This window comes from Candidatus Brachybacter algidus (assembly GCF_016707225.1).
GTDB classification, from domain to species: Bacteria; Bacteroidota; Bacteroidia; order Chitinophagales; family Saprospiraceae; genus Parvibacillus; species Parvibacillus algidus.
The window spans coordinates 23,025-35,751 of the sequence record NZ_JADJID010000005.1 but is presented as its reverse complement, the minus strand read 5'-3'; the positions used below and the strand labels follow the sequence as shown (position 1 = coordinate 35,751).

11 protein-coding genes and 2 pseudogenes are annotated in these 12,727 nt (G+C 35.5%); 2 read left to right on the top strand and 11 right to left on the bottom strand.

Annotated features, from left to right (window positions below; translation table 11 throughout):
• Positions 1 to 45: 45 nt before the first annotated feature.
• The 4 genes and pseudogenes from lysA to IPI15_RS14670 form a co-directional block, all read right to left on the bottom strand.
• Positions 46 to 1,257, bottom strand: a complete 1,212-nt coding sequence (gene lysA, locus IPI15_RS14685) for a diaminopimelate decarboxylase (RefSeq protein ID WP_287405295.1) — start codon at positions 1,255 to 1,257, stop codon at positions 46 to 48.
• Positions 1,258 to 1,461: 204 nt separating this feature from the next.
• Positions 1,462 to 2,706, bottom strand: a complete 1,245-nt coding sequence (hutI, locus tag IPI15_RS14680) for an imidazolonepropionase (protein ID WP_287420962.1) — start codon at positions 2,704 to 2,706, stop codon at positions 1,462 to 1,464.
• Entirely contained in the window at positions 2,706 to 3,668 is a 963-nt protein-coding gene (locus IPI15_RS14675) for an SPOR domain-containing protein (protein ID WP_287405293.1), read from the bottom strand. The genes hutI and IPI15_RS14675 overlap by 1 nt, the downstream gene beginning before the upstream one ends.
• A gap of 119 nt (positions 3,669 to 3,787) precedes the next feature.
• Positions 3,788 to 4,284, bottom strand: a pseudogene (locus IPI15_RS14670) (PIG-L deacetylase family protein).
• A 209-nt stretch (positions 4,285 to 4,493) separates the two neighbouring features.
• Between IPI15_RS14670 and IPI15_RS14660 the strand changes: the two are divergent.
• Positions 4,494 to 5,760, top strand: a pseudogene (locus tag IPI15_RS14660) (putative DNA modification/repair radical SAM protein).
• A 162-nt stretch (positions 5,761 to 5,922) separates the two neighbouring features.
• Positions 5,923 to 6,684: a TIGR03915 family putative DNA repair protein gene (locus IPI15_RS14655; protein WP_287420954.1), complete on the top strand. Its 762-nt coding sequence runs from the start codon at positions 5,923 to 5,925 to the stop codon at positions 6,682 to 6,684.
• A gap of 130 nt (positions 6,685 to 6,814) precedes the next feature.
• Here IPI15_RS14655 and wecB read toward each other — a convergent pair whose 3' ends face one another.
• The 7 genes from wecB to IPI15_RS14620 form a co-directional block, all read right to left on the bottom strand.
• Positions 6,815 to 7,897, bottom strand: coding sequence for a non-hydrolyzing UDP-N-acetylglucosamine 2-epimerase (gene wecB / locus IPI15_RS14650; protein WP_287420952.1), 1,083 nt, complete (start codon positions 7,895 to 7,897; stop codon positions 6,815 to 6,817).
• Positions 7,898 to 7,899: 2 nt separating this feature from the next.
• Positions 7,900 to 9,153: a glycosyltransferase family protein gene (locus IPI15_RS14645; protein WP_287420951.1), complete on the bottom strand. Its 1,254-nt coding sequence runs from the start codon at positions 9,151 to 9,153 to the stop codon at positions 7,900 to 7,902.
• Complete coding sequence (locus IPI15_RS14640; RefSeq protein ID WP_287405286.1) at positions 9,146 to 10,288, bottom strand: glycosyltransferase family 4 protein; 1,143 nt, start codon at positions 10,286 to 10,288, stop codon at positions 9,146 to 9,148. Before IPI15_RS14640 ends, IPI15_RS14645 begins: the two co-directional genes overlap by 8 nt.
• Before the next feature lie 123 nt (positions 10,289 to 10,411).
• A complete protein-coding gene (locus IPI15_RS14635; RefSeq protein WP_287420948.1) occupies positions 10,412 to 11,338 on the bottom strand; it encodes a mannose-1-phosphate guanylyltransferase in 927 nt (308 codons plus the stop codon).
• On the bottom strand, positions 11,328 to 11,492 hold the full coding sequence (locus tag IPI15_RS14630) for a sugar phosphate nucleotidyltransferase (protein ID WP_287420946.1): 165 nt from the start codon (positions 11,490 to 11,492) through the stop codon (positions 11,328 to 11,330). Before IPI15_RS14630 ends, IPI15_RS14635 begins: the two co-directional genes overlap by 11 nt.
• A complete protein-coding gene (locus IPI15_RS14625; RefSeq protein ID WP_287405284.1) occupies positions 11,493 to 12,110 on the bottom strand; it encodes a nucleotidyl transferase AbiEii/AbiGii toxin family protein in 618 nt (205 codons plus the stop codon). It lies immediately after the preceding gene.
• Positions 12,065 to 12,388: a DUF6922 domain-containing protein gene (locus IPI15_RS14620; RefSeq protein ID WP_287405283.1), complete on the bottom strand. Its 324-nt coding sequence runs from the start codon at positions 12,386 to 12,388 to the stop codon at positions 12,065 to 12,067. Before IPI15_RS14620 ends, IPI15_RS14625 begins: the two co-directional genes overlap by 46 nt.
• Positions 12,389 to 12,727: the final 339 nt, after the last annotated feature.

Here is a 12,727-nt window from a genome sequence, read left to right as displayed (position 1 = left end):
ACCTAACTGCTTTAACTATTTCAATAATTTAGGTAATATAAGGTTCTATATCGTCACCTGATTCTTTAAGAGATCTTCCAGCACATCCCTTCTTCTGATCAACCTTGCCTTGCCGCCTTCTGTCATTACTTCAGCAGGTTTAAATCTTGCATTATAATTCATCGACATCTCAAAGCCATAAGCTCCTGCATTATAGAAAACTAGATAATCTCCTTCAGAGATCTTTGGCAGCATGCGATTTTCGGCAAAAGTATCTGTCTCGCAAAGATTGCCGACTATGTGGTAAGGAAGTTTATCATCATTTTCATTGCTCAAATTGCCGATACGATGATATGCCCCATAGAGCATGGGTCGAATAAGATGATTGAATCCGGTATCTAAACAAACAAAAGTAGTAGCGGCAGTATCATGGATGACGTTGACTCTGGCTATTAAATAACCGCATTTACTCACAAGAAATTTTCCCGGTTCAAACCATATCTGATATGACTCACCATTTTTTCTTTTGTATTTTGAAAACAAAGCTGTCAACCTTAAAGATAGTTGATTGATATCCGTCTCTTGATCGTGCAAGTCGTATGGCACTTTTAATCCGCCACCTAGATCTATGAATTCAATATTTGGAAACTTTGCTATGAAGTCCATCATCACCTCTACTTCACGGATATAAACACCCAAATCATTAATATCACTGCCAGAATGAATATGCAATCCATTGATATTAATATTAAACTCGTTCATGAGGACGATGATGTCATCAATCTGCTCTATCGGAATTCCAAACTTGCTATTTTCATGGCCTGTAGCTATATTTATATTGCCTCCTGCCATGATGTTAGGCCTTAATCTTACACTTGCAGGATATGTATTTCCATACTTTTTTCCAAATTTCTTTAAAGTGGAAAGGTTATCAATATTGACATGAACACCTATGCTGACTGCTTCTGCCAATTCCTCAAAAAGTACTCCATTACTGGTAAAAATGATCTGATCAGGAACAAACCCTGACATGATGGCGAGGTGGATCTCATTGATTGAACTGCAGTCTATATTTGCCCCTAGTTGTTTGACATGTTTCAATACATTAATATTGGTCAATGCTTTACAGGCATAGAAAAAAGTAGTGTTGCCACCCTTGAATGCATTCGTCAGTTTCTTATACTGTTCAGTGATGCTGTCTGCATTATAGATGTATAATGGTGTACCAAATTGTTGTGCGGTGTTGAGTAATATTTGACTGTCAAGTTCTGAGTCCATGTAAATAATAAAATTTTATTTGATGAAAATATTGAAATTGTAAAAATAGAGATACGAAGCTAAATCAAATAAAATTCTACCCTATTCATTTTATCAAAACCGCTTCATTTATCTGACATGACCCTCAGAATTATATTACTAATCTCATATTTCTGATTTCTGACTTCTGACTTCTGACTTCTGACTTCTAATTTCTAATTTTTTTTAAACCACCTTTCCCTTCAGTATCACCTTCGAAATAGGAGGATGCCCATAAGCATATGGAAAGTATGCCAGAGAAGGCATTGGTTCTGTTATAATTAAATTAGCGAGTTTGCCGGGAGTAATGCTCCCAACTTCAGAAGTAAGTTCCATAGCCGCTGCACCGTTGATCGTAGCGGCATTTATGGCTTCTTCAGGGGTCATCTTCATTTTAATACATGCCAGCGAAACGACCATGTTCATATTGCCGGAAGGTGCCGTCCCCGGATTAAAATCAGATGCCAAAGCCAGTTTTGCATTTGCATTGATCATATTTCTAGCTTGTGGAAAAGGTATGCCAAGAAAGAAAGCACACCCTGGAAGCATGGTTCCAATTGTTTCAGAATTGGCCAAAACAGAAATTGATGCCTCATCCATTTCTTCAAGATGATCGACGCTTATAGCGTGATGAGCTACTCCTACCTGCACCCCACCTGAAACGGCAAGTTCATTGGCGTGGATCTTTGGCTTCAAGCCGTATCTTGCCCCTGCTTCCATCACCCTTGCAGTTTGTTCTGGTGTAAAAAATCCCTTATCACAAAATGCATCTACATATTCAGCCAGACCTTCTCCTGCGATGTAAGGCAACATTTGATTGATGATTAGATCTATGTATCCTTCATGATCGTTTCTATATTCTGCAGGAAAGGCATGTGCTCCAAGAAAAGTTGCCTTCACAGGTATTTCATCTAATTCTTTCAATCTGCGGATGACATGGAGCATTTTTACTTCGCTATCAAAGTCAAGTCCATAACCACTTTTTATTTCAATGGCACCGGTGCCCATTTTTTGAACTTGCTGAAAACGCTGGTAACTGACATCATAGAGTTCAGACTCGTCCATATTCCTCAGGACATTAGCAGAATTTAAAATACCTCCACCAGCTGCAGCGATTTCTTCATAAGTACTTCCATGGAGACGCATTTCGAATTCTTTCTCTCTACTTGTTGCATGCACCAGATGTGTATGAGAGTCACACCAAGCAGGAAAAACATGACCTCCACGTGCATCTATGACAGGCATATGATGATCAGGATGAAGGTCCTCCATTTGACCAAAGGAGGCGATCTTCCCATCACGGCTTATTAAAAATGCATTTGATATTGAAGGTAGTTTACCTAAATCACGCCCTCTTAAAGCATTTATTGGGGATATATCATAAGTACCCCAAAGATGCCCGATATTAGTAATACAGAGCTGTTCCGACATTAATTGATTACTTTGATAAAGGACTGAATTCCTGCACCTGAAAGTCTGGCTATTAGATCACGTGCTTCAGTTTCTGAGACAAATTTCCCGGCGATTACCTTGTAAATGATTTTATCTCCTTGATCTATTTTCTCTATACTGCCCTTTCCTCCATTACTATTTATCTTTCCCACTAGTGCTTTAGCACTCGCTTCTGCGCCGAATACACCTGCTTGGACCAACCACTTTGCATTGGCTACTTCTTCAGTTTTCACAGTTCTTGTTGCAACCACTTCTTCTTTCTCGGCAACAATTGTTTTCTTTGTTTCTGGCTCAATTGAAGACTTGGTGGTAGTTTGTGTTTGCACTATTTTTGTCTCTTCTTTAACAACTGTTGGTTTTACCGCTGGTTTAACTGGTGCTGTTGTTACCACATTGGTCGCATCTGCAGATTCTTCTATTTCATCTTTTTGTACTATTATAGGATCTTCCTCTACGATTCCTTTATAACCCTGCCATTCCCGGACTTCGATTTCGAATTGAGGATCAGACTGGTCTACTGATTTTCCCGCATTGCCAGGGAGGCTGTAGAATTGAAGAAATTCAGCCATCTTAGCTTTTGAAAGTCCATGATTGACCGATGCAATTAGTTTGCCATCATTTCCAACAAGTGCGACAGCTGGTACTTTGTTTAACTGCCACCTCTTCATAAGGATTTTTCCATCAAAGTCTTTTGCATTGGATGCAACACCTACGTAGTTTTGATTGATTTGTTTCTTAACATTTACATCTTCAAAACATATTGTATTTGTATATGCCGATGCCCTATTATTATCCTCAGAGAAGACTACTGCGCAGATTTTTTTACTTTGTTTCGCCTTTTCCATTGCATCCAGATAATTACCTTCAAAGTTGGAAGGTTTTTGTGCATATAATGTGCTGCTAACAAATAAGGTGAAAAGGATCATTTTGAATAAGTGCATATGATTAATTTTTAAGAGTAAATACTTAAAGGAAAATGCAAATATAATATCTGAAAACTTAAATCAAGCAAAAGATACAAACAAATTAAAATAATAAATAATATATATAGTTCGCCTAATCATTCTATAATGGTGCGAATGAGTTCAAATGCTTCTGCAAATGGTTTACCGATCTGTGTTCCGCGCACTACTGCCAATGACCTGATGAAATCCGGGTTTAAATAGTCCTTGCCGGCCTGAGTTTGGTAAGCATTTAGTGCTTCTATCTTTTTTGCCACATGACGTTCCTGCAGAACGATAAAGGCATTGGTTTTAAAATCAATATTATTCCATATTAATTCATATCCATAAATTGTCTTTGTCTTGAATGCCCTTATAGCCTCATTAGCTACAGTACTATGATCCTGATGAATATCACGCGGACTCGGAATAAAAATGATATCAGGATCAATTTCTTTTCTTAACAAAATTAAAGATTCGAGAATCTCCTGATTGAAAAAGCAATATAATAAACAATAGCTCCATCTTCTATCATTCTGGCTATTGCTCCACCACAACCCAATTCTCCATCGTCTGTATGAGGAGCGAGAATAAATATTTTTTTGCCTTTGAACATTCAATTTTATAATTGACAAATTTACAAATAGTCAATGTAAATATTAAACAGCCTTTTAGATGTATAAAATATTACTTACTAATATTATACATAATCAAAATTGTTTAAATTGTAATTATTTTGATGATATTATTATAAAATGTAAACAATATGGTTATATATTTGATTTATAATATATTCTAAAAAGCCGAGAGGCAGGAGATTTTTAAATGTTTGATAGAATAAGAGAGAAACTCAATATCCTGGCGGATGCCGCCAAGTATGATGTGAGTTGCAGTTCAAGTGGCAGTAAAAGAAAAAATACAGGCAAAGGTCTTGGGTGATGCATCCAATTCCGGCATATGTCATACTTACACTGAAGATGGACGATGCGTTTCATTACTGAAGATTTTACTGACCAATCATTGCATTTTTGATTGTGCCTTTTGTGTTTCAAGGAAGAGCAATGATGTCAAGAGGGCAGCCTTTACAGTCGATGAAGTGGTGGAACTCACCATGAATTTTTACAGACGTAATTACATAGAAGGATTGTTTTTGAGTTCGGGCATCTTCAAAGATGCTGATTATACCATGGAAAGATTGGTCCGTATCGTGAAAAAACTACGGACCGAGCATCGCTTTAATGGGTACATCCATCTCAAATCTATTCCTGGAGCCAGTGAAGAACTTTTGAAAGAAGCCGGTCTTTATGCCGATCGAATGAGCATTAATCTGGAAATGCCTACTGAGGAAGGTCTCAAACTTGTCGCTCCTGATAAAAGCCATGAAGAAGTAAAAAAACCACTGGCATTCATTCAGAACCAGATCGTTGCATTCAAGGATGAAAGAAAACTTATTAAAAAAGTACCTTCATTTGTTCAAGCAGGGCAAAGTACGCAGATGGTCATCGGCGCCACTCCTGAAAATGATATGGAGATCATGTATGCTGCAGATCAATACTACAAAGATTATAATCTCAAACGTGTTTACTATTCAGGGTATATCCCCATTAGCAATGACCCGGGAATGCCTCAAATTGGTTCTCAACCGCCACTTATCCGTGAAAATAGATTGTATCAGACTGACTGGCTAATGCGTTTTTATGGATTTCAAGTAGGCGAACTTTTAAATAAAGACAATCCCCATTTGGATATTGATATCGATCCGAAATTTAGCTGGGCGCTGCGCAATTTGCATTATTTCCCTGTGGATATCAACACTGCAACTAAAGAGCAGATCCTCCGCATACCGGGAATAGGCAATACTTCTGCGTTAAAAATCCTTCAGGCCAGAAAATTCGGTAAACTCAGAACAGATCAATTAAAAAAATTCGGAATAGCTTACAACCGGGCTAAACATTTTATGACTTGCCTTGATAGTGAATTCTCGCTGGGGTCGCTACAAGGCCATCAAATAAAATCTTTAGTGTTGTGTAATTCAAAAAGCAAAACTGCAAAATTAGGGAATATGGGAGGGGAGCAATTGTCGTTGTTTTGAATAGATGCTAGAGACTAGATTCTAGAAACTAGACTATAGAGACTAGAAGCTAGAATCCAGCTCCACAATCTTATATTAAATTAAGATTTTGGAACCCAAGCCATGATATTTCAAGTAACGTCTTTTTCTAATTTCTAATTTCTAATTTCTAACTTTATCATTTTGATCTACACATTCGATAACACACTTGACGGACTACTCACAGCAGTTTTCAAAGTCTTCGAAAGAAAAGACAAAGAGGTAAAATTAATTCCAAAGAAATTATTCGAAGTTAATTTATTTGAGGAAGTTATCGACATCATTACTGAAACTGAAAAATCTCAGCGTGTATGGAAAAAAATAGAAGAAATTATTCCAAAGTCCTGGCGCAGAAAGATATATTGCGCATGGCTTTCAGAGGATGTAGATGCACATCAGGCAATATTTAATACCTTAATTAAAGTATTTTCAAGAGGTGGAAATTATATCAGCAATTACGGCGATGCGGATATCATCACTGTCTCGCAGTATTGGAAAAGTGTGGAGCGGGAAAAGCATCGAATGGAAGCTTTTATAAGGTTTGAAAAAAGCCAGGATGGTTTATTTTTTTGTACGATTGAACCTGATTTTAATGTAATACCGTTGATTATAAAGTTTTTTAAAAATAGATTTGCCGATCAGGAATGGTTGATATATGACTCTCACAGGAATTACGGAGTGTTGTATGATCTTAAAAAAGTAGATGAGGTAATTTTATCTAAAGAAGAAATTAGTAAAAACACAAACCTCCCTTCGCAAGCATTCCATGATCCCAATGAAGTTAAGTATCAAACATTATGGAAAGATTATTTTAAAAGCACAAATATCGTGGCACGAAAAAATATGAAATTACATATCAGGCATGTGCCTAAAAGATATTGGAGGTTTTTGACGGAGAAGCAGTAGATTATGAAATATTTTATATTAATTGCACTGCTTGATGATCGTCGATAGCAATAAGCTTTGTTCATAAAATAAAAATCCCCGGCTGAAATTTTCAACCAGGGATTTTTTATTCTTATTATTTCACTAATTTTTAAATACCCAATAAATAATCTGAAATTCCTTTCGATATTATTTTTGAAGCATCTCCTTTACCAAGTGTATGTTTCAAAGGTTCATTAGTAATCTGATGTTTCAAATATTTAGATGCTAAATCGAAATCAGGACCACAAACAAAACCCCTTTCTTCATTGATCACCTCCACCCATTCTGTTTGCTTATCCAGTACTATTACATATTTACCATGAAAGTATGCCTCCTTTATCACACCTCCTGAATCTGTTAAAACCTTATCACAGTTTGCAATTAAAGACTGCGTTTCCCAAAATCCAATTGGTTCAATTATATGAATATTTGTATGTTCTAAATAGTTACTTAAATCAAATTCAACAATTGCCTTTTTTGTTCGCGGATGCAATGGAAACAATACAGGTAAGGGCGCAGCTGCAAATATTCTAAGAATAGATTCAAGTGCACTTCTATTGTTGGTATTGTTCTGTCGATGACAGGTGGCGAAGATATATTTACCTTTTTCCAGATTAAATTTTTCGAGTATTTTAATATCTTCAAACTTGCTTTTATTAGCAAAAAGTAAGTCCAATACCGGATCACCACTCAATATTATTTTACCGGAAATATTTGATTTATTTAAAAAATCAACCGCAGTTTGTGTTGGACAAAAGTAGAGATCACTCAGTGCATCGGTGACTATTTTATTTATTTCCTCAGGAATATTTTTGTCAAATTCTCTCAAACCAGATTCTACATGCGCCAGTTTAATTCTCATCAGGTTAGCACAAAGGGATGCTGCACCTGTAGAATTAGTATCACCAAAAACGACAAGCATATCAGGCTTATCTTTTTGTAATATTTCGCTTAATTTTTGTAGGATTGAAACGTATTGTTCGACTGATGTCCCCGATCCGCAATTCAATTGATAATCAGGTGTAGGAATATTTAACTCCTGGAAAAACAATTCAGAAAGGTTAAAATCGTAATGTTGACCTGTATGAATTAATTTTACTGTGATATTGACAAATGCCTTCATCGCTTCCAGAACTGGAGCAGCTTTGATAAACTGAGGTCTGGCACCAACAACAAAATAAACTGATTTCATCCTTACAAATAATGATTTAAAGACTTAAGTATTTGATCAGCGGGGTATTTAATTTTTATAACGTTTTGTAAACTTGACTTTTCGTTTTTATTACTAGAAGTCCAATTTTGAAATTTTTCTAAAATGAAATTTTCAATATTAAAAAGACTCTCATCTTGATCTGAAACACTAATTCCGGCCTTTAATTCTTGTAATTCATTTTCCAAAAATTTATCATTCTGATTTTTGACTATCGCTAAAATAGGACTTCCGGCCTTTAAGTATTCAATATACTTTCCTGTCAAAACACCTTGTAACTTTTCTGAAGCCATTGTAAGTAACAAATTAATACAAGCTTCCTGCTGCAATATTCTTGATTCTTCTGAACTTATTAAATCTTTATTTATTGTTATTTCATTTAACTGCCATTGAGAAGTTAATTGATTCCAACTTTGCCCATCTTTACCAGCGTATACAATTTTAATTAAATTAGAATCTACTAAGCCCTTTTTTATCAAATTATTCAAAGCTATAAAAAGAGGATTAGGATTTCGTTCTTCTAGAAATAATGATCCTGTATATACTATATTAAAAGAAGATACTTTAACCGATTTTGGAAATAAATATTCATCTTCAATGCCATTCATAACTACCTCTATATTATCATTATATAAATTCAATTCATTCGCTAGTCCGCTCGAAACAGTTAACGCAACTTTCGCCTTTTTAAAAAAATAACTATAGATATTTTTATGTAAATTGGGTAAATACTGCTGCTGGTAGTGAGGCTCTACTGGCAAATCACGAAAATCCGCTATCCAACACAAATGAGGAAAACGCCGTTTAAGCATATATGCTACAAAATGATCAGATACTGGTCGATAAGAAGAATATACATGTGTAATTTTGTGTTGTTTAACAAATTTACTGGCAAAGTAAAAACTTTCAATGAGGTAGATACCACCGCCTTCTCCAAAAATCAAATTAATAGGGAAGGTATTAATTAATTTAATTAATACACGACTAAGCACATTTTTTTTTAACCTTTCTGACAAATACCCCGAATTTGAGTATTTCCGTACTATCGAACGGTAATCAAAAGGTTTTATTTCTTTTAAATAACTAGTCTGCTTCCTATTAGATTTGTAGCAGGTAATTATAAATTTTTGATCAAAAGCCTCACCTAAACTTTCAGATAATTGAAAATTTCTCTTCGGAGCTGTACCTAATTCTGGGGGGTAATTATAAAGGAGGAATAATACTTTCCTATTAAACATTAAAATTTAATTGATTTAATATTCTCAGGTATTGTGAGGTAACAATATAATCATCAAACTCATCCTTCGCTTTTTGACGGCCATTTTGACCCATTTCCTGCTTCTGATCTTCAGGTAGCAATTGAAATTTCTCCATGGCATCTGCTAATGCCTCTACATTTTTAACAGGTACTAAATAACCATTAATACCATCATCTACTATAGCTCTGCATCCTGATGTGTCGCAAGATATAATTGGTTTTTCCATGGCAAGAGCCTCTGTTAGGGTCCTGGCCATTGCCTCTCTATAGGACGGAAGCACTATACAATCTGATTTAGCTATTATAGGTCTCACGTCTTTGACATGACCAAAATATTTTATGGTACCATCCTCAATCCATTCATGCAAAGTTTCAATTTTTATTGAGGAGGGATTACCGGTATCTATTTCCCCTGCAACCCAAAATTCCACATTTTTATTTCGTTCCCTAACCTTTTTCGCAGCTTCAATAAATTCAACAATTCCTTTATCATACATTAGCCGTGCTATGAAGGAGAATATAATTTTCTCGTCTTTATTCTTTAAATTAGGTAATGGTTTGTAGTAATCTAAATTGACACCACAACCTTTAACCGAAATTGACTTTTGATCAGTGCAAATATTCATTTCAATAAATAAATTACGATCATCTTCATTTTCAAAAATGATCAAATCTGACTTTTTGAAGGAAAATTGATACATTCGCTTCGCTAAAGAATTGTATAAAGTCTCATGAAGAAATACATAGCCCAACCCTGTCACAACACATATAGATTTAATTCCTAATTTTTTAGCTACATAATTTCCATAAATATTTGGCTTAATTGTAAAGTGAATAACGAGATCGGGGTTGACTTTTTTGTAGATTTTTTTAAATTCATCTATTAAAAGAAATTCTCTTACCGGATTTGTTCCTTTGCGCCTCAAATTAACCAGAGAAATATGTTGAACATCAAATTTTTCCAAAAGAGGTTCGAGATATTCATCCTTCGGAGAAATGAGCACCACGTCATAACCTCGGTCAATTATCGCTTTGACGATATTCATTCTGAAATTAAAAAAATTCCAGGTGGAATTGGCGACCAACGCTATTGTAGTATTTTTTCCTTTTGTCACCTACTACAGAATTAAATTTTTGTAATACAATTTAAATTTTTGTTTCATTTACCAAAAAAATTAATTAAATATTTAGATGCTTAAGATAAAATATTTCTAATTTCTAATTTCTAATTTCTAATCTTATAAATATCTGCCAAATTTATCTTTCACCTTTACTCCTAGTTGCTTGATCTCTTGCTCCTTACTCATTGGATAGATCATCAACACATCCTCTTCCTCTACAATGATGAGGTTCTCAACGTCCCTTAAAATTATCAATTTATCTGTACTATTTTTCACCAATGTGTTACTAACGTTTTCAAGAATTACATGTTTAGACATGATTGCATTACCATTTTCGTCCTTGTCCACTTCTTGAAACAGGGACGCCCAAGTACCAAGATCTGACCAGCCAATGTCTGAGGGAATTGTATATACTTCTTTAGATTTCTCAATGATAGCGTAATCAATGGAAAGGTTGGGTGTTTGTGGGTACAATTTTGTAATTAATTTTTCTATTTCAGGTTGAGTTTGTGCTTTCATGAGAGGTTCCAACATATTGTATAATTCCGGAGCCAATTCTTTATACGCCTTGAAAAGCGTTTTTACGCTCATAAAAAACATACCTGCATTCCAAAGATAATCTCCGGATTCGATAAATGAAATTGCTTTTTCAAGTTCGGGCTTCTCTCTGAAGGCTATTACTTTATGGATATTATTCTGAAGTGGAGATTTATTGTAATTTATATATCCAAAACCGGTATCAGGGCGCGTAGGTTGGATGCCAAGTGTAACTATAGCTTCGTTGTCCCGAGCATAATTAAATGCTTCGTCACAAAGGTTTCTGTAATAATCATCCTTTAAGATCAGGTGGTCAGAAGGCACGAAACCGATCACAGCCTTAGGATCATTTTTTGCTATTAATATTGCAGTCAATAAAACGCTCGGTGCAGTATTATTCCTGGAAGGTTCTCCTATGACGTTGTACGATGGTAATTGGGGTAGATGTTTCCCAACCAATTCCAAATATGCCTCATTAGTAACACAAAAGATATTTTTATTGTCCACAAGTGGTAAAAAAGCGATCGTAAGTCATCTGTAATAGCGAACGTCCCATACCAAGCATATCGATAAACTGCTTTGGTTGCGCTTCTCTGCTGGCCGGCCAGAACCTGCTGCCCACGCCCCCTGCCATGATGGCTATGTAGTTATTTTGTTTCATTTAATTCAAATAATTTCTTAAATGTTGAGTAATAGATCGCTTAACTTCATTCCAACTAATTTTTTCAAATAGAATTGCATCGGCATCATTATCTGCATCTTCAAAATATCCAATACTTTTCAGAATAATCATTTCATTTGTATCAGGAAATTTAAGTTTATTAAATTCCAACAATTGCTTCAAAGAATATTTTTGTAATAAAAAGAATAAATCATAGTAGTCTTTTTTCTTCCCCCTGCCACATACTGCAGCAAGCTTCATTGCTCCAATATCCTTAGTATGAGCCATCCTTATTGTATCAATAACTATAGGTGATTCTATAAGTTTATATTTATATTTTACAATATCTACCTTGACTTCATTCACATAAAATCCCAACATTACACTAGATTCTGAAGAAAAAATTGTGTTGCCAATAGAGTCTAATTCAGTTTTTATTGCTTCTGAATCAAGTTGATCGACTGTTCCAAAAAAATCGAGATCTATCGACATTCTATGGCCATATTGCAAGGAAAGTGCAGTTCCTCCTACCAATATAAAAGGAGCTAGGGATGGTAACTTCATGCACTTGATCAGTATATCCAGTGTCCCTGGTTCAATTGTCTCTGTACGTAACATCTGAATTCATTTTGGTTTTTACCGGATATTGCGGACATGAATGAAAGTGATTTAGGGCTCAAATACCTTAACTTCATTGAAATTGAAATTATTCTTTCCAGGCCATACACCTCCCTGATCATCTTCCAGTCCTTCATCATCCCATACTCCAGCACTCTTTCCACAATAAATGCTGAATGATCATCCCAATCCACATCCTCTACCCTCGTATCCCAAAAGAGCTGAGGAGACAAATCTGTCAATTTATATTTTTCCGTATCTACTTTATTATATTCCATTCCAATTCTAACAACAAATTTTCAACACCTAAAATTAACACTTTGCACGAAATGCATCCTCCTGTCTCATTCTGAAATTATCGATTATAACATTTAATTTTTCAGAATATGGCAATTGATGTTTCTCTCTGTTGTACAATATATAATGTAATGCATTTTCGAGGTGTGTTGTTTTATAAAGATAACCGGGAATATTTGATAATGTGTGGAGTGTCCAAACATCGAGTTCAGCAAGGTAAAACTTCTGTGACCAAAGGTGGTCATGCGCCAGCGCATGGTGGGCATCCCATCGGGAGGCTCCGCCTCCCCCGCCCCCCCCCCGCCCCCCCCCATGGCGGC

What these genes read in the sequence shown, in the direction of transcription:
- IPI15_RS14675 (WP_287405293.1), bottom strand. Translation starts at nt 3,668, where the DNA reads ATGCACTTATTCAAAATGATCCTTTTCACCTTATTTGTTAGCAGCACA.
- lysA (WP_287405295.1), bottom strand. Translation starts at nt 1,257, where the DNA reads ATGGACTCAGAACTTGACAGTCAAATATTACTCAACACCGCACAACAA.
- IPI15_RS14630 (WP_287420946.1), bottom strand. Translation starts at nt 11,492, where the DNA reads ATGAAACAAAATAACTACATAGCCATCATGGCAGGGGGCGTGGGCAGC.
- hutI (WP_287420962.1), bottom strand. Translation starts at nt 2,706, where the DNA reads ATGTCGGAACAGCTCTGTATTACTAATATCGGGCATCTTTGGGGTACT.
- IPI15_RS14625 (WP_287405284.1), bottom strand. Translation starts at nt 12,110, where the DNA reads ATGTTACGTACAGAGACAATTGAACCAGGGACACTGGATATACTGATC.
- wecB (WP_287420952.1), bottom strand. Translation starts at nt 7,897, where the DNA reads ATGAAATCAGTTTATTTTGTTGTTGGTGCCAGACCTCAGTTTATCAAA.
- IPI15_RS14620 (WP_287405283.1), bottom strand. Translation starts at nt 12,388, where the DNA reads ATGGAATATAATAAAGTAGATACGGAAAAATATAAATTGACAGATTTG.
- IPI15_RS14645 (WP_287420951.1), bottom strand. Translation starts at nt 9,153, where the DNA reads ATGTTTAATAGGAAAGTATTATTCCTCCTTTATAATTACCCCCCAGAA.